At 72.7% G+C, this 16,726-nt stretch carries 16 protein-coding genes and 1 pseudogene; 9 read left to right on the forward strand and 8 right to left on the reverse strand.

What is annotated here, in order from left to right:
- Positions 1-89: 89 nt before the first annotated feature.
- Both ACFXKZ_RS18405 and ACFXKZ_RS18410 read left to right on the forward strand, forming a co-directional pair.
- A pseudogene (locus tag ACFXKZ_RS18405) lies at positions 90-425 on the forward strand (MFS transporter); the annotation flags it as partial.
- Between the two features lie 4 nt (positions 426-429).
- Complete coding sequence (locus ACFXKZ_RS18410) at positions 430-1,524, forward strand: MFS transporter (protein WP_380002065.1); 1,095 nt, start codon at positions 430-432, stop codon at positions 1,522-1,524.
- Positions 1,525-1,987: 463 nt separating this feature from the next.
- Here the strand turns inward: ACFXKZ_RS18410 and ACFXKZ_RS18415 are convergent, their stop codons facing one another.
- Positions 1,988-2,821, reverse strand: a complete 834-nt coding sequence (locus ACFXKZ_RS18415) for an SDR family NAD(P)-dependent oxidoreductase (protein ID WP_380001618.1) — start codon at positions 2,819-2,821, stop codon at positions 1,988-1,990.
- Positions 2,818-4,029 (reverse strand): LLM class flavin-dependent oxidoreductase, encoded by a 1,212-nt coding sequence (locus ACFXKZ_RS18420; RefSeq protein WP_380001620.1) that lies wholly within the window; start codon positions 4,027-4,029, stop codon positions 2,818-2,820. Before ACFXKZ_RS18420 ends, ACFXKZ_RS18415 begins: the two co-directional genes overlap by 4 nt.
- 321 nt (positions 4,030-4,350) lie before the next feature.
- Here ACFXKZ_RS18420 and ACFXKZ_RS18425 point away from each other — a divergent pair, with 321 nt between their 5' ends.
- Both ACFXKZ_RS18425 and ACFXKZ_RS18430 read left to right on the forward strand, forming a co-directional pair.
- A complete protein-coding gene (locus ACFXKZ_RS18425; protein WP_380001622.1) occupies positions 4,351-6,036 on the forward strand; it encodes an ABC-F family ATP-binding cassette domain-containing protein in 1,686 nt (561 codons plus the stop codon).
- Between the two features lie 83 nt (positions 6,037-6,119).
- Complete coding sequence (locus ACFXKZ_RS18430; protein WP_380001624.1) at positions 6,120-6,635, forward strand: DUF6228 family protein; 516 nt, start codon at positions 6,120-6,122, stop codon at positions 6,633-6,635.
- A gap of 67 nt (positions 6,636-6,702) precedes the next feature.
- On the opposite strand, the gene ACFXKZ_RS18435 is transcribed toward ACFXKZ_RS18430, so the two are convergent.
- From ACFXKZ_RS18435 to ACFXKZ_RS18445, 3 genes are all read right to left on the reverse strand, one after another.
- Positions 6,703-7,695, reverse strand: a complete 993-nt coding sequence (locus ACFXKZ_RS18435; protein ID WP_380001626.1) for an asparaginase — start codon at positions 7,693-7,695, stop codon at positions 6,703-6,705.
- Between the two features lie 256 nt (positions 7,696-7,951).
- Positions 7,952-8,167 (reverse strand): hypothetical protein, encoded by a 216-nt coding sequence (locus ACFXKZ_RS18440; RefSeq protein ID WP_380001628.1) that lies wholly within the window; start codon positions 8,165-8,167, stop codon positions 7,952-7,954.
- A gap of 265 nt (positions 8,168-8,432) precedes the next feature.
- Entirely contained in the window at positions 8,433-9,734 is a 1,302-nt protein-coding gene (locus ACFXKZ_RS18445; protein WP_380001630.1) for a VWA domain-containing protein, read from the reverse strand.
- Positions 9,735-9,848: 114 nt separating this feature from the next.
- Here ACFXKZ_RS18445 and ACFXKZ_RS18450 point away from each other — a divergent pair, with 114 nt between their 5' ends.
- Both ACFXKZ_RS18450 and ACFXKZ_RS18455 read left to right on the forward strand, forming a co-directional pair.
- The gene (locus ACFXKZ_RS18450) at positions 9,849-10,364 is read left to right on the forward strand and encodes an NUDIX domain-containing protein (protein ID WP_380001632.1); all 516 of its coding nucleotides are present in this window, start codon (positions 9,849-9,851) and stop codon (positions 10,362-10,364) included.
- A 113-nt stretch (positions 10,365-10,477) separates the two neighbouring features.
- Positions 10,478-11,275 (forward strand): exodeoxyribonuclease III, encoded by a 798-nt coding sequence (locus tag ACFXKZ_RS18455; protein WP_380001634.1) that lies wholly within the window; start codon positions 10,478-10,480, stop codon positions 11,273-11,275.
- Positions 11,276-11,337: 62 nt separating this feature from the next.
- Here ACFXKZ_RS18455 and ACFXKZ_RS18460 read toward each other — a convergent pair whose 3' ends face one another.
- On the reverse strand, positions 11,338-12,294 hold the full coding sequence (locus tag ACFXKZ_RS18460) for a helix-turn-helix transcriptional regulator (RefSeq protein WP_380001636.1): 957 nt from the start codon (positions 12,292-12,294) through the stop codon (positions 11,338-11,340).
- Positions 12,295-12,395: 101 nt separating this feature from the next.
- Between ACFXKZ_RS18460 and ACFXKZ_RS18465 the strand changes: the two genes are divergently transcribed.
- On the forward strand, positions 12,396-13,772 hold the full coding sequence (locus ACFXKZ_RS18465) for an MFS transporter (protein ID WP_380001638.1): 1,377 nt from the start codon (positions 12,396-12,398) through the stop codon (positions 13,770-13,772).
- A 61-nt stretch (positions 13,773-13,833) separates the two neighbouring features.
- Here ACFXKZ_RS18465 and ACFXKZ_RS18470 read toward each other — a convergent pair whose 3' ends face one another.
- Complete coding sequence (locus tag ACFXKZ_RS18470; protein WP_380001640.1) at positions 13,834-14,205, reverse strand: winged helix-turn-helix transcriptional regulator; 372 nt, start codon at positions 14,203-14,205, stop codon at positions 13,834-13,836.
- A gap of 106 nt (positions 14,206-14,311) precedes the next feature.
- On the opposite strand from ACFXKZ_RS18470, the gene ACFXKZ_RS18475 reads away from it, so the two are divergent.
- Positions 14,312-14,941 carry an NADPH-dependent F420 reductase gene (locus ACFXKZ_RS18475; protein ID WP_380001642.1) on the forward strand — a complete coding sequence of 210 codons (630 nt, stop codon included), beginning with the start codon at positions 14,312-14,314 and terminating at the stop codon, positions 14,939-14,941.
- 100 nt (positions 14,942-15,041) lie between these two features.
- Complete coding sequence (locus ACFXKZ_RS18480) at positions 15,042-16,232, forward strand: amidohydrolase family protein (RefSeq protein ID WP_380001644.1); 1,191 nt, start codon at positions 15,042-15,044, stop codon at positions 16,230-16,232.
- Positions 16,233-16,244: 12 nt separating this feature from the next.
- Here the strand turns inward: ACFXKZ_RS18480 and ACFXKZ_RS18485 are convergent, their stop codons facing one another.
- Positions 16,245-16,628 (reverse strand): DUF488 domain-containing protein, encoded by a 384-nt coding sequence (locus ACFXKZ_RS18485; protein ID WP_380001646.1) that lies wholly within the window; start codon positions 16,626-16,628, stop codon positions 16,245-16,247.
- Positions 16,629-16,726 lie beyond the last annotated feature (98 nt).

Here is a 16,726-nt window from a genome sequence, read left to right on the forward strand (position 1 = left end):
GAAAGTGGAGCTTTCTCGTGTCGACCGTCGTCCCCGGCCCGGGGAACCCTCATCCGCCTGCGCCGGGGCGTTCGCGGTGGGCGCTGCCGGTGCCGCTGAGCGCGGTACTCGTCACCACGCTCGACTTCTTCGTCGTCAACGCGGCGCTGCCCGCGATCGAACGTGACCTCGACGCGGGGGCCGGCGCGCTGCGGATGGTCGTCGCCGGCTACGGGCCGGCCTATGCCGCCGGGCTGATCACCGCCGCGCGACTGGGCGAACTCTACGGTCAGCGGCGGGTGTTTTTGGTCGGCGTGGCCCTTTTTACGGCCGCCTCGGCGGGTTGCGGGCCGGCCGCGGACGCGGCGGGCCTGGTCGGCTGCCGGATCGCGCAGGGCGGGGCGGCGGCGCTGATGGCGCCTCAGGTGCTGGTGCTGATCGGGGCGTTGTATCCGACGGGGCGCCGAACGGGCGCGGGCGTTCGGGCGATATGGGGCGACGGTCGGGCCGGCGGGGGTGAGCGGTCAGGTGGTGGGCGGGCTGCTGATCGCCGCCGATCCGGTCGGACTCGGGTGGCGGGCCTGCTTCCTGGTCAATCTGCCGCTCGGGGTGGCGGCGCTGGTGCTGACGCCGCGGTCGGTGCCGGCGCCGGCACCGACCGTCCGGAGTCGAGGGGCGCTCGATCCCGTGGGGGCGTTGCTGATCGCGGTGGGACTGGGCTGCGCGGCCTGGGCGTTGTTGCGCGGCGGCGCCGACGGGGGGTCGGTGTCGCGGCAACTGCCGTGGATCGTGGCGGCGATCGGGGCGACGGCGGTTTTGGTGCGGCAGCAGCGTGGGCGGGTGCGGGTCGGGCGGCGGCCGTTGGTGGACCCGACGGTGTTTCGGGAGCGGGGTTTTCCGGTGGGGGTGGCCGCGCTCGGGTTGTTGTTCGGGACCTCGGCGGGGTTGTCCACGATCCTGCCGCTGTACCTGCAACTCGGATGTGGATACGGGCCGTTGGCGTCCGGTGCGGTGGCCGCGTCGATCAACCTCGGCTTTCTGGGCGCGGCGGCCGGAACCGGGCGGTGGTACGGCCGGTTCGGCGATCGACTGCCGACCGCCGGGGCGCTGTTGCTCGCGGCGGGGATCGGGGTCGCCGGGTGCGCGTCGGCGACGGTCGTGGTGTTGCCGATGGGTCTGCTGGTCGCCGGCGCCGGCGCCGGGATGGGCCTGGTGCCGGCGCCGTTGACCTCGGCGGTGCTCGCGGGGGTCGGTCCGGGGCGGGTGGCCGCCGCGTCCGGGGTGATCGGTACGGCGCAGGAGATGGGCGGCGTGCTCGGCGGTGTGCTCGCGACCGCGGTGTTCTTCGCCCTGCTCGGCGACGAACGGGTGGACCCCCGCTGGAAGGTCGCCTTCCACGGAAGTGTGGGGGTCCTGGTGCTGTTCGGCCTGGCGGTCGCCGCGCTCGCCGCCGTGCATCGTCGGCGCGGTGCGGCGTGCTCTCGGACGGTGCCGGTGACCGGCCGCGTGCCGACCGCCACGCGGGCCGAATCGCCGGGGCCCTGACGCCGGGTGGGGCGTTTCGTCGAGCCGGCGGCCGACGGCCGGGCACGGGGGAGTGGACCCGGCCGCCGGCGCCCTTCATACCCACGGGGTGGGGGGTGCGCCGTCGCGCATCGGGGGTGTCAGGTCCCCTCCCGCTCCCGTTCGGTGCCCTTTGGTTGCCCGGGTTCGAGGCCGGAAAACCGCTTCGGATCGAAGAGGTCGAACCCGGCCGGACCAGGCTGCCAACCGATCGCGCGGGCGACCATTCGAAGGCGATAGCGCCATTACCGAACAGAAACTTGACGCTGCGTCAGCAACCGGAACGGGAACCCCCGGGATCCGTTTCATCCCTGATCAGCCGCTTGATCACGGATGCGGTGGGGAGGGTGCGCGCCGGTCGCAACGGCCCCGGGCAGGTCCTCGATCGGCTCCCGGTCGGCGCTCGCTCGGCCTTCGCCGGCCCCCGGCCCGCCCCCACCCCGGCTCACGTCCCCGGCAGCCGCTCCAGTGCCGCGATCAGGTCCGGGTAGCGGCGGGTCCGGGCGCCGCCGTCCACCCCGTACGTGCTGCCCGAGACGAAGCCCGCCTCGTCCGAGGCCAGGAACAGCACCACGGCGGCCACCTCCTCCGGTTCGGCGAAGCGGCCCAGCGGGGCGTTGGCCACGTACTCCTCGACCACGCCCGGGACATGCCACATGCCGGCGGTGGCCTGCGTGCGGATCAGGCCCGGCGCCACCGCGTTCACCCGGATGCCCGCCGACCCCAACTCCAGCGCCGCGACCTCGGTCAGCGCGACCACGCCGGCCTTGGCCGCGCAGTACGCGGCCATGCCCCGGCCGGGCTGGACCGCGTTGAGCGAGGCCATGGTGACGATCGAGCCGCCCCCGCCAGGCCGGGCCCGCATCGCGCGGCCGGCGTGTTTGACGGTCAGGAACGCGCCGTTCAGGCACAGGTCGACGACCCGGCGCCAGGCCGCGTAGTCGTGGTCGACCAGTTCGGCCGCGGTGCCGCCGCCCGCGTTGGCCACCGCGATGTCCAGGCCGCCGAAATCGTCCACGGCGGCCCCTACCAGCGCGGCCACGTCGTCCTCGACGGTCACGTCGCACAACCGGGTGCGGCAGCGCTCCGGGCCCAACTCCTCGGCGAGCGTGGCCAGTCCGCCCGCATCCACGTCCCCGGCCACCACCAGGGCCCCCTCGGCCACGAACCGGCGCGCGACGGCTCGCCCGATGCCCGCCGCGGCGCCGGTCACCAGTGCGACCCTGCCCTCGATCCGACCCCCGCCGGTCGACCCCACCCCGTTCGTCCGCCCGCTCACGTCGAGGCCCCCTTCGTGCTCTCGTAGTCCTTCACGGCCCCGCCGACCGCCTGCGCCGTCTGGTCCCGCCAGGTCTCGGACAGGCCGACCTGCCAGTCCTGCGACGCGATCGGGCCGTGTGCCGCGCCGGTGAAGTACGGGATCACCTCGCGCGCGATCAGTTCGTACGACCGCCTGGTCGCCGCCGGGTCGGCGAAGTCTGCGCCCATGAACAGGTAGGTGCCGAAACCGCCGGACTTCTGCCACAACCGCTCGATCTGCCGAATCGCCATCTCCGGCGTGCCGCAGATGAACGAACCGGTCGCGTTGCCCCGATCGATGCGCTGCGCGAGTGGGGTGTCCGCGTCGAGCGGGACCGGCAGCACCTTGGCCTGGTAGTTCTGGATGCCTTCGAGGCCGTACGCGACCTCGCGGCGCGCCTGCTCCTCGGTCTCGGCGATGTGCATCATGCCCATCAGCCGCCACGCCGACCGGTCCATGGTCCGTCCGTGGCGCGCGGCCACCTCGTTCGCGATGCCCCAGTGCGAGCCGAGCGCGTCGAAGCCGCCTTCCTGGCTCGCGGCGATCGACAGCATGCCCGCGCCGAATCGGCCGGCGGTGCGCGGTCCGGCGGGGGAGAAGGTCGCGGCGACGGCGATTTCGAACGACGGGTGGGTGTACGGCCGCAGTTGCAGCCGGGCGTCGCGCAGAGTGAACCAGTCGCTCTCCCGGGTCACCGGCTCGCGGCCCGCGAGCAGGGCCACGATCGCCTCCAGGGATTCCTCCATCATGGCCCGCTGGCGCGCGGTGTCGATGCCGAGCATGTGCGCGTCGGAGGCGAGTTGGCCTGGACCGACGCCGAGCATGACCCGGCCGCGGGTGAGGTGGTCGAGCAGGACCATGCGGTCCGCGACGTGCAGCGGGTGGTGGTACGGCAGCGAGACCACGCCGGTGCCGAGGCGGATGTGTCGAGTTCGGGCCGCGGCGCTCGCGATGAACAGTTCGGGGGAGGCGACGATCTCCCAGCCGCCCGAGTGGTGCTCGCCGATCCACGCCTCGGCGTAGCCGAGCCGGTCCAGATGTTCGACCAGGGCCAGATCCTGTTCGAGCAGCAGGGTCGGATTGCGTCCCGCCTGATGGAACGGGGCCAGGAACACCCCGAACTTCAGCGGATCGCGCTCGCCGAGGGCCACCTGCCGGGCGATCTGCTGCGCTTCCGTGTGCGCCACTGCGACTCCTTGACTGGACGGGGTGGGAGCGGACGATCGGCCGGAAACCGATCGGCCGTCAACGTTCCATGACGCGATGCGCGAAGCAATAGGCGCACTATGCGAAAAGGGTGTCCCGAGTCGGGCGCCGGCCGGCGGGCCGGTCGGTCGCTCGATCGGGTACGGAGCGCGGCCCCGAGGCGCCACAGTGGTGACGGAGCCCGAAATGTATTGGCCCGTCCGGCGCCGAGCCGGTAGTAAGGGATGTCACCTCGGATCCACTCCGACCGCTCACCCCCGACCGCTCCACCCCGACCGCAGGACGAAGGACGCGCGCACGCCATGGGCTACATCGATGTCAACGCCATCTCATTCACCTTGCCGGATGGACGTGTGCTGCTCGATGACGTGAGCTTCCGGGTCGGCGACGGCAGCACCGTGGCGCTGATCGGCGCGAACGGCGCGGGCAAGACCACGCTGCTGCGGATCATCACGGGCGAGCTGAAACCGGACGGCGGCGCGGTGGCCCGCACGGGCGGGCTCGGCATCATGCCGCAGTTCGTCGGCCGGATCCGGGACGCGTCCACCGTGCGCGACCTGCTGGTCTCGCTGGCCCCGCCGCGGATCCGCGACGCGATGCGCGCCGTCGACGACGCCGAACTCGCGCTGATGGAGCACGACGACGAGAAGCACCAGATGCGCTACGCCGGCGCGCTGGCCGAGTTCGGGGACGCCGGCGGCTACGACATCGAGCCGGCGTGGGACCAGTGTTGCCAGGCGGCGCTCGGCACGACCTACGACATCGCCAAGTGGCGCGAGGTGCGCACGCTGTCCGGCGGCGAGCAGAAGCGGCTGGCCCTGGAGGCGCTGCTGCGCGGGCCGGACCAGGTACTGATCCTCGACGAGCCGGACAACTACCTCGACGTACCCGGCAAGCGCTGGCTGGAGCAGTCGCTACGGGAGAGCCAGAAGTCGGTCCTGCTGGTATCGCACGACCGCGAACTGCTCGCCCGCGCGGCCGACCGCATCGTCACGATCGAACTCGGCGCGGCGGGCAACACGGTCTGGATCCACGGGGGTTCGTTCGCCACCTACCACGAGGCCCGGCGCGCGCGATTCGAGCGCTTCGAGGAGTTGGGCCGTCGGTGGGACGAAGAACACGCCAAGCTCAAGGCGTTGGTCCTGATGTACAAGACCAAGGCCGCGTACAACGACGGCCTGGCCTCGCGGTTGCAGGCGGCCCGGACCCGACTGCGCAAGTTCGAGGAGATCGGCCCGCCGCAGAACATCCCGCGCGAGCAGGACGTGAAGATGCGGTTGCGCGGATCGCGCACCGGCAAGCGTGCGGTGGTCGCCGAAGCGCTGGAACTGAGCGGTCTGATGAAGCCGTTCGACACGGAGATCTGGTACGGCGACCGGGTGGCGGTGCTCGGCTCGAACGGCTCGGGCAAGTCGCACTTCCTGCGACTCCTCGCGGCCGGCGGCACGGACCCGGAGGCCGAACACGAACCGGTCGGCGACACGGTGATCGCGCCGGTCGCGCACACGGGTCGGGCCCGGCTCGGCGCGCGGGTGCGGCCCGGGTGGTTCGCGCAGACGCACGACCATCCGGAGTTCGCGGGCAAGACCCTGGTCGACATCCTCGGCCGGGGCGACGAACACCGCAGCGGCCTGGGCCGGGAGGGTGCGGCCAGGGTGCTCGACCGGTACGAGCTGGCCTATGGCGCGGAGCAGCCGTTCGACACCCTGTCCGGCGGCCAACAGGCCCGATTCCAGGTGCTGTTGCTCGAACTCTCCGGCGCCAACCTGCTGCTGCTCGACGAGCCGACGGACAACCTGGACCTGGTCTCGGCCGAGGCCCTCCAGGACGCCCTGGAGGCCTTCGACGGCACGGTCCTGGCCGTCACCCACGACCGCTGGTTCGCCTCGTCGTTCGACCGCTTCATGGTCTTCGGCCAGGACGGCCACGTCCGCGAAACCGACGGCCCGGTATGGGACGAGGGCCGCGTGGAACGCGCCCGAACCTGACCCGCCGGGTAAACCGAGTCCCGGGTCGGGTTTCGGGGTAACCGGAATGACGGGGGTGGGCGGTCTGCCCTACGGTTCGGCGGATGCATCCCCACTTCGACGCGGCGAATGAAGCGAACGAGCCGGACGAGTCGAGCGCTGCGCGCGACGTGGTTGTTCGGTGTGCCGACGACCGGGATACCCGGATATGTCTTCGGGACGCGTTCAGTCCGGACGACGAGGTCGCGGTCGCGCACTCCCCGGCGTCGCGACTGGTCAACTACACGGTCGAGTTGCGCGGGCCGGGGCTGGCCGCGCGCCTGGAGCGGGTGGTGGGCTGGAGCGGTGAGGCGACCGAGATCGACGGCTTTTTGACGGACCTCGCCCGGGACTTCGGGGGGTGGGACGGTGAGCGGACCTGGCGTACGGACGATCGGGATCTGACCGTCAGGGCGGTGTTCCGATCGGGGGGCCGGGTGGAGCTGACCTGGGAACTGCGGCCGTGGCGTAGCGCCGACGGCCGCTGGACCGCTTCGGCGACGACGGTGTTGGCGGCGGGGGAGCAGATGTCGGTACTGGCGGCCGATGTCCGGCACTTCCTCGCCGGCGCGGGAGCGTGACGGCGCCACGCCGGTTGCGCCGGCGCCGACACGAGCCGCCGGCGCCGATGTGCTCGCCCGCCCCCGCTCACCCGTGTTCGGTGAAGGCTTCCGTGATCGCCGCGTGGTCCGCGCCGGATGCGAGGAGCAGGCGCAGCAGTACGCGGGCCTTGTACGGGTCGAGCAGGCCGCCGTTGAGCAGGCCGCGGCGTTGCAGGTCGGTTTCCGAACCGATCGCGCCGTAGGTGTGGCGCAGCACGGGTCCGGCCCCCGTGCGCGAGGTCAGCACGACCGGGATGTGTTCGGCGAGCGCACCCAACGTCGGGGCGAGCGCCGACGAGACGTGGCCGACGCCGAATCCGGCCACCACCAGCCCCCGATGGCCGCCCGGAAGGCCCGCGAGCAGCGCGCCGTCGTCGTCGAACGTGGCCGGGTACAGCGCCACGCGGGCCGCGGCCAGCGCATCGGCCGAGGGCGTCGGCAGCGGGGTGTGTCGCGGGGGAGCGGTCAGGATCCGGACCCGCTCCTCGATCACCCGGCCCAGCGGCCCGGTGTCGGGCGAGGCGAACGCGCTCGTGCTGGTGCTGTGCGTCTTGCGGACCCGGCGCGCGGCGTGGATCTCGTCGCCCAGGACCACCAACGCGCCGAGCCCGCGCGCCGGTTCGGCCGCCGCGACCCGCACGGCGGCGAGCAGGTTGGCCGGCCCGTCGGGGCCCGCCAGGGTCGGGTTGCGCATTGCCCCGGTGAGGACGAACGGTTCCGGGTGCGGCCACACGAGGTCGACCAGGTAGGCGGTCTCCTCCAGGGTGTCGGTGCCCTGGGTGACCACGACGCCCGCCGCGCCCTCGGCGACCGCGCGCGATCCGGCGGCGACCACGTCGAGGATCCGGGCGAAGGTCAGGTCGGCGCTGGGTACGGCCCGCACGTCCTGTACGCGCAGCCGCACGCCCGACTCGGTCAGGCCGGGGACGGCGGCGGTCAGGTCGGCGCCGGTGAGTCGGTTCACCACCGGGCCGGCGGTGGACCCGTCGGTGCCCGCCATGGCGATCGTGCCCCCGAGCGTGAACAGCGCGACGTGCATCGGTCGGACCTTCCCGTGGATCACTGCGATGGACCCGGACACGGTATCCGCCCGCGCCGAGGACCGGCCCCGGCCCGACCGCCCGTCGGCGGCGGTCTCGGCGATCGGGGGCACACGTGAAACGACCCCGAGGGACGTATGTCCACTCGGGGTCGCCAGGTGCTTTTCGGTGCCGTCGTGCGACGGTGCCGCTCCTCGGGCCGGATTCGACATCGTGCGGTCGGGCCGGCCTGCGGGTCGGGGGTCATCGCCGCCGTCACCGGGTGAGCAGCTGCAGGTTCCGACGCATGCGCAGCGACTCGATCGCCGCGGCGCTCTGTACCGCCTCCTGCTGCACCCGCTCGGCCCGACGGGCCTTGGCCGCGGTGCGCCGGCTGCGCAGGGCCGCCACGACCATCCGGTCCCGACTGGCGACGGTGAGAAGCTCCTGCTGACGGTTCTTGTAAAGCTCGTACTCGATCACTGTGTCCACCTTCTGCTACTTCGACCCGGTCTCCCCGGCTCGTGGTAACAGCTTCGCGCCCCAGTGGGGGTCGGGGCATGAGGCGGATGCCGCATCTATCCGGGGATCCGTCGCTCCCCGGGTACCTAAGCCGATCCGAGCCGGCCTAAGTCGACGTAAGGCGGCCTAAGGTCTCCTGAGGTCTTCCAAGGTCCCCTGAGGGGGGTCCGCCGGAACACTCACGACAACGCCCTGACCTGGGCAGACGCGAGGCGGACGACACCCTCGGCCGCGGTCAGCGGATAAGGCCCCGGCTCCGGGCCGCGGCGAGCCATTGCGGGTACTGGCCCACCAGCCGCTCGAAGAGTTCGTCGTCGCTCAGGCTGTTCAGGTCGGCGACCGTGAAATAGGCCGTGTTGTCGAGGAAGCGGCCGGACAGGTCGTCCAATTCGGCCAGGAACTCGAACTCGTCCGGCTCGCCGATGGCCATGAACTGCCAGAACACCGGCTCGTAACCGGAGGAGCGGATGTGCTCGCGGGCCGCGTCCTCCTCGCTCGTCGCACCGTCCGTCACGAACATCACGAACACCGGCGGCTCGGGCGGCGCGGCCGCGGGCAGCGGCGTCGACCGTGGGTCGCCGGAGCCGAAGTAGTACTCCCGCACCGCGCGCATCGCCTCGCCGTAGTCGGTCCACGGGCCCACGTCGGCCTCGGCGTACACGGTCGCCACCCGCCCCCGATGGTTGTCCGCGTCCATGCCGCCGAACCGCCGGGCGAAGGCCGCGAACGGGAACACGTCCACCTCGCCGTCGTCGTCGAAGCGCAGCGCCAGCGACAACACCCGCTCGGCCAGCGCCTGCACCTGGCCGCTCTCGTACATCTCGTCCATCGAGATGGACATGTCCAAAACCAGCGCGACGCGCGCGGTGTGCTCGGCCAGGCCGTGCTTCTCCAAGCCGATCGCGGCCTTCTTGGTCAGCGAGAGCAGCGTGTCGTGGCCGTCGCGGGCCAGCCGCTTCTCCATCGAGATCAGCCGCTGCTTCTTGAGGTCGACCACGGGCGCCGAGGGCGCGGACTCCTCCGCCGCCACGCTGATCCCGAAGTCCGTGGCCAGGCCCGCCAATCCGGAGTCGTAGCCCTGCCCGACCGCGCGAAACCGCCACCCGCCGGCCCGGCGGTACACCTCGCCGAACACGAACGCCGTCTCCGTCGTGGCGTCGTCGATGTCGAACGAGACCACCGAGGCGCCGGTCGCCGCGTCGGTCAACTCCAGCCGCAGGCCCGGCACCCGGCCGAACGCGCCACCGTCCGCCGAGGCAGCCAGGATTACCGCCGCCAGGTCGTCGGGCGCCCGATCCAGGTCGAGGACCACGGTGTCGGAGCCGGGCCGCTTGCCCCGATGGCCGACCGCACCCGAAGGGTGGGCCGGCTGGTTGTAGAAGACCATGTCCGCGTCGCCGCCCACCCGGCGTTCGCCGTTCAGCAGCAGCGCCGACACGTCGACGTCCGGCACGCCCGGACCCGGTCGCCAGCTGAGGGTGGCGTGCAGATTCCCGGTCGACAGAGGGGCGTTCGCGCCCTTGGCGAGCTTCGTCATGCCCTCACCGTGCCACAGCGCCCGAGCTGCGGTGCGGTTCGGGCGAGTTCGGTGCGGGCGGACGAGGACGACTCCGCCGGCACCGGCCAAGAACCGGTCCGCCAGGATGGGCTTATGGCGTCGATCGTGTTGGCATCGCTCACCGTGGGCTGGATCCCCGTCGCGCATCGCATGGAGCTGCTGCGCTGCGACGAGGTGCCCGCCGGCTACACCGTGACCACCGGCTTCGTGTTCGCCGTGGACGCGCTGGGACGTACGTTGCTCACCCGGGTCGACCGGTCGGGGCGCGGCTGGGAGGTGCCGGGTGGGCACCTGGATCCGGGCGAGACGCCGGCCCTGGCGGCGGCGCGGGAGCTGGCCGAGGAGACGGGGCTGCGCGTGGACGCGGGCCGGTTGACGTTGCTCGGCGGCCAGCGGATCACCCTGTCGGATCCGCCGCCGGCCGGCTATCGGTATCCGGCCCGGGCGTTCCAGGCCTTCCACGCCGTGCGGCTGCCGGACCCGGGCGCGCCCACCCGCCCGGAGCCGGGCTCGGAGTGCGGGGCGGCCGAGTGGGTCGGGCGGGCCGAGGTCGCCGCCCGCTGTCCGGGCGCCGCCTGGCTGCCGCTGCACGCGACGTTGTTCGGCTGACCGGGGGCTGCCGCGCTGACGCCCGGCCCGGCCCACCTCCGCGCCGCGTCCGACGGCCGGGCCAGGCCCACCCCCCGCCGCACCGCCGGGCCGAAACGGGCTAATCTGCACCGATGATCACCGTCTCCACCGCCAACGTGAACGGGCTGCGGGCCGCGGCCGGCAAGGGCTTCACCGAGTGGCTGGGCGCCACCGAGGCCGATGTGGTGTGCCTCCAGGAGGTACGGGCCACGCCCGACCAGCTCAGCGACGAGGTCCGCGACCCCGAGGGCTGGTACGCCTACTACGCGCCCGCCACCGCCAAGGGCCGGGCCGGCGTCGCGGTGTACAGCCGGATCCGGCCGAGCGCGGTCCGGATCGGCTTCGGGTCGGCCGAGTTCGACGCGTCCGGGCGGTGGATCGAGGTCGACCTGCCCAAGGTGACCGTGGCCAGCCTGTACCTGCCCACCGGCGAGGCGGATACGCCCAAGCAGGAGGAGAAGAACCGGTTCATGGCCGATCTGCTCGCGCACCTGAAGGTGATGCGCGCGACGGCCGCGATCGGCGGGCGCGAGTCGCTGGTGTGCGGGGACTGGAACATCGCGCACACCGAGCACGACATCAAGAACTGGAAGGGCAACGTCAAGAAGTCCGGGTTCCTGCCCGAGGAGCGGGCCTGGCTCACCGACCTGTTCGGCGCGGCCGACTGGCACGACGTGGTCCGCCGGATCCACCCCGAGGGCCCCGGGCCGTACTCGTGGTGGTCGTACCGGGGCAAGGCGTTCGACACCGACGCCGGGTGGCGGATCGACTACCACGTCGCGACCCCGGAACTGGCCGACGTGGCGCTCACGGCGGTGACCGAGCGGGCGGACAGCTACGACGCGCGCTGGTCCGATCACGCGCCGGTGACGGTGGCGTACGACATCTGAGCGGGGCGGGTCCGCACGGCATTCCCGCGGGCCTGCCCGTCGACGTCCGCGCGGGCCGGCCCCTACGACATCCGTGCCGGCTCCGGGATCGGGTCGGGGTCCGTGCCGGGTGCGTTCGGCGTGTCGTGGAGCGTTTCGCGGCGCCGCCGCATGGCCTTCGTATGGCATTCGTCGCAGCACCACGGGGTGACCGGCATCGCCATCAACTCGGCCAGCCGGGCACGGGTCGTGTCGTCGGCCGGGGTGTAGACCATCATCCGGGTCTCCGGGACGTTCAGCTGCAACCGGGTGGCCGAGAGATCCAGCCGGCCCACCGCGACATGCAGGAGTCGCTTGATGTGCCGACTGCCCGAATTGACCTCGCGGCGAGCCCACAGTCGGGCGAACTCCGGGCTGGCGTCGGTCAGTCGGCTGACGAACGACTCCCACTCCGGCTCACCGACGTGCCGGGCGAACGCGGTCTGCAACTCGGCGACCATGCGCGGTTCCTCGAAGGCCCGGTCGATGAACGGATTGCACGTCTCCCGCGACGTGAACGTGGCCCAGATCGCGTTGCGTTCCTCGATCGGCATGTCGGCCATGCTCGGAAACAGCCTGGAGTACGCGCCGTTCCAGGCCAACACGTCGTAGCGGGCGTTGTACACCGCCGCCGGATGCGGGACCAGCGTGTCCAGGATCTCCTGGATCTCCGCCGGCAGCGTCGCCCCCGGCGGCGGCGCGACCTCCCAGGGCACCTGCGCGAGGCGGTACAGGTGGGTGCGTTCGGCCGGGTCCAGACCCAGGGTGCGCGCGACCGCGTCCAGCACCTGGATGCTCGCGTTGATCGGCCGACCCTGTTCGAGCCAGGTGTACCAGGTCACCCCCACCCCGGCGAGCAGCGCCACCTCCTCGCGGCGCAGCCCCGGCGTGCGTCGGCGCAGGCCCGGGGGCAGGCCGACCTCCTCCGGGGTGCGGCGCTCGCGCCGACTGCGCAGGAACGCGCCCAACTCGGTGCGCCGGCTGGCGGTGTTGGTGCTCATGCGGCCATCCTCGCCGCTCTCCCGCCGGGCTGCCAGGTGCTCTCGGTACCAGGATCGACAGGCTCTCGGCAACAGGATCGCCGCCCCCGCACGCTCCTTGCATGACCACGACAACAGCCGCGCCGGCCACGGCGCGGCGCGCCCATCCGCTCCTGCTGACGGCGTTGCTCACCGCACAGTTCATGGCCCTGCTCGACACGTCGGTCGTCAACGTCGCCGGCCCCACCATCCGTACCGATCTGGACACCAGCGGCGCGGGTCTGCAACTGGTCGTCTCCGGCTACACCATCGTCTACGCGATGCTCATCGTCACCGGCTCCCGGCTCGGCGGGCGGCACGGTTTCCGCCGGGTCTTCGGCGTCGGCCTGGTCGTCTTCACCGCCGCGTCGCTGGCGTGCGGGCTCGCCTGGGACGACACGTCGCTGATCGCGGCCCGCGCCGTCCAGGGCGGCGGCGCCGCGCTGATGGTGCCCCAGGTGCTCAATCTGATCCAGGCGACCTACGCCGGGGCCGACCGGGCCCGGGCGATGGGGCGCTACGCCGCGACCATCGCCGGCGGCATGGTCGCCGGGCAGGTGCTCGGCGGACTCCTGGTCAGCGCCGACCTGTTCGGGCTGTCCTGGCGCCCGGTGTTCCTGATCAACATCCCGGTCGGGATCGTGCTGTACGTGCTCGCGCGGCGGGTGCTGCCCGACGGCGGGATCCCCTCGGCGCGCGGCCTGGACCTGCCCGGTCTGGCCCTGCTCGCCCCCGCCCTGCTGGCCCTGGTCGTCCCGCTGGTGATGGGGCACGAGTTGGACTGGCCGACCTGGGGGTGGGTGAGCCTGGCCGGGTGCGTCGTGTTGTTCGTGCTGTTCGGCTTCGTCGAACGGCGCGCGTCGCATCCGCTGATTCCGGCGTCGTTGTTGCGAGTGCCCGGGGTGCTGCCGGGGGCGGTGACGCTGCTGCTCGCGATGACGGCGTTCGGCGGGTTGATGTTCTCCACCGCGCTGTACGTCCAGGGCGGCCTGGGCTACTCGGCGCTGGAGGCGGGGTTGACCTTCATCCCGGCCTCGCTGGTGTTCGCGACGGTGTCGCTGCGCTGGCAGGTGTTGCCCGCCGCGTGGCATCCGCGGTTGCCGATGATCGGGATGCCGATCGGCGCGCTCGGCTTCGCGGCCAACGCGTGGACGTTCCGCACCGGGCAACCGCTGCCGGTGCTGCTCGCCACGATGGCGGCGGGCAGTTTCGGTCTTGGCGTGGCGTACAGCCCGGTGATGACGCTGGCGCTGCGCCGGGTGCCGCTGCCGCAGGCGTCGGACGCGTCCGGCCTGATGGTGACGATGATCCAGCTCGGCCAGGTGCTCGGGGTGGCCGTGTTCGGCACCCTGTACCTGTCGGTCGGCGGCGACTTCCACCACGCGGGCGAGGTGACGGCGTTGTGGATCGCGGCGACGGTGTTGGTCACCACCGTGCCGGCGGCGCGACTGCGTCGGTGAGGTTCGGGGGCCGCGGGGGTGCCCCCGGTGTTCGTCGACGAGGTCGGGGCCGCGGCGGGTGCTATCCGGTGTTCGCCGCGGCCTCCGCCGCGTCCTGGGCGGCCAGGACGCGGTGGCCGTATTCGAGGGACCACTCGCCCAGCGCCCGGAACGGGACCAGGAGGGATTCGCCCAGGTCGGTCAGCGCGTACTCGACGCGCGGTGGCGCCTCGGCATAGGTACGGCGCTCGACCAGGCCGTGGTATTCGAGCCGGCGCAACGTCTCGGTGAGGACCTTCGCGCTGATCCCGCCGATCCGCGCGGCCAGTGCGCCCGGGCGCATCGGGCCGTCGGCCAGCGCGTAGACGACCACGCTGTTCCAGCGGTTGGTGAGCAGGTCGAAGGCGACGCGGGCGCGGCAGTCGGCGACGTACTCGCCTTCGTGCTCGGTCATGGCACCCATTCTCACCCGGCCGTCACTTACCGAACGGTGTGCATCGGCGCGCCTAGCGTCGTGGAGTCGGAAAGACACACGTCGTGGGTCGTATGGGAGAAGTGCGATGCGAATCGGAATATTGGGCGCGGGCAACATGGCGGCGGCGCTGGGGGCCAAGTGGGTCGGGGCCGGGCATGACGTGCTGGTCGGGGCCCGGTCGGCGGAGCGGGCCGCGGCGCTCGCCGAGCGGATCGGGGCGCGGGCGGGCACGTTCGCGAAGGCCGCCGGGCATGGGGAGGCGGTGCTGGTGGCGGTCGGGCACGCGGCGGTCGGGGAGGTGGTCCCGCCGCTGGCGCCGAGCCTGATCGGCAAGGCCCTCCTCGACTGCTCGAACCCGATCGTCCCCGGACCGGGCGGCCTGATGTTGACCACGGACGGCGGCCCGGCGGCGGCCGACGCGCTCGCGGCGGCGGCCCCCGGGGCGCACGTGGTCAAGGCATTCCACCTGGGCGCGGCCGAGGTGTGGGCGGGCCCGCACGCCACCGGCCTCGGCGTACCGCTGTGCGGTGACGACCCGACGGCACTGGCCGTGGCACAGACCCTGGTCGCCGACATCGGATCGGTACCGCTGCCGGTCGGCGGCCTGGACCGGGCGGGCTACCTGGAGGCGACCGCTGCGATCGTGATCGGTATGTGGTTCGCGGGCCAGGACCCGAGGACGATGTTGCCGCTGTTGGAGAACGCCCACGGGTAGGCCGATCCCGTGCCTCTCGGTCGGTATTCCGGTCTCTTCGGCCGGGTCCCGGCTAGGGTTTGCCGTGTCAGGGACCGGCCCCCGAAGGGACGTGAACGACATGCTGGTGATCCGAGCCGCACGCGCCTTCGACGGCGAACACGCACTGCCCGGGCCGGTGTCGGTCTTCGTCGCGGACGGTCGGATCGTCGCACTGGAGCCGGGCGAGGCCCACGTGCCGGACGGCTGGGAGGTGGTCGACCACCCCACGGCGACCATCCTTCCCGGCCTGTTCGACCTGCACAGCCACCTCGGCGGCGACGGTCGTGACGGCGCGCTCGACCGGTTGCCCGAGTACTCCGCCGCCGAACTCGACGCCGTGATCGACGACTCGCTGCGGCGCGAACTGGCCGTCGGGGTGACCGTGGTGCGCGATCTCGGCGACCGCGACTGGTCGGTGCTGCGGCGGCGCGATCGGGTGCCGGACGGACGGGCCGTGCCGACGATCCTGGCCGCGGGGCCGCCGATCACCAGCGCCGGGGGCCACTGTTGGCGATTCGGTACCCAGGCCGGCGGGCCGGAGCAACTACGCGCGGCGGTGCGCGAGCGGGCCGAGCGCGGGGCGGATGTGGTCAAGGTGATGGGCAGCGGCGGCACGATGACGCCGGGCACCGATCTGATGCACTGTCAGTTCACCGAGGCGGAGCTGCGCCTGATCGTGGACGAGGCACACGCCGCCGGCTTGCCGGTGACGGTGCACGCGCACAACCTGCCCGCCGTCGAACAGGCCCTCGCCGCGCACGCCGACGGGATCGAGCACCTGACCTGCCTGACCGAGCAGGGCGTGCGGATCTCCGACGACCTGCTGGACCGACTCGCAGCCCGGGGCATCCCCGTGTGCCCCACGCTCGGAACCGACCCCGAAGCGCTCCCGCCGCCGGCGGCCCGGGAGTTGCTGGAGCGCATCGGAGCGACCAGGGAGGTCCGGCTCGCCCATGTGGCCCGCACCCACCGCGCCGGGGTCCGCATCGTCTCCGGAGCGGACTCGGGAATCAGCGCCGCCAAGCCGCACGGAAGCCTGCCGGCGGCCGTCGCCGACCTGGTCTTTGGCGGCGTCGCGGCGACCGACGCCCTCGCGTCCGCCACCTCCCTCGCCGCCGACGCGGTGGGCCTCGGCACCCGCAAGGGCCGCCTCCGCGCGGGCCACGACGCCGACCTGCTGCTGTGCGAGGGCGACCCCGTCAGCCACATCGGGGCACTCACCGCCGTCAGGGCGGTCATGGTCGGCGGGACCTGGGCGGACCTGGCCTAGGTCTTCAGGTCTTCAGGTCTTTTCGGTCAGGTATGCGATCAGGGCCGGGACGTGGCTGTGGGACGGATCGCGGACGGCGGTGAGCAGGGTCACCCGCCCGGTGCCGGCTCGGGTCAGTAGCGCGGTGCGGGCGGATTCGGCTGCCGGGGAATCGAGTTCGGCGCGGTAGCGGGTGCGGAATTCGGCCTCGGTGAGACTGCCGCCGTGCAAGGCGCGGCGCAGCTCCGTGGACGGGGTCAACTCCTTGGCCCAGTCGTCGAGATGGGCGTCGGCCTTGGTGATTCCGCGCGGCCACAGGCGGTCGACCAAGACCCGCAGGCCGTCGTCCGGGTCGACGGGGTCGTAGACGCGGCGGACGGCGATGGTGGGTCCGCCGGCCGAAGTGCGCTGGGCCATGGTGGCTGCCTCCGGTTGGGGGTCGGTGCCGGATGCCCGCGTGTACCCCGCCGCCGGGCGGTCCCACCATCGGGCCGCGTGTGCGCTCGCGTGTGCGT

Origin of the sequence: Embleya sp. NPDC059237, assembly GCF_042754105.1 — a bacterium.
In the GTDB taxonomy this organism is placed as follows: Bacteria; Actinomycetota; Actinomycetes; order Streptomycetales; family Streptomycetaceae; genus Embleya.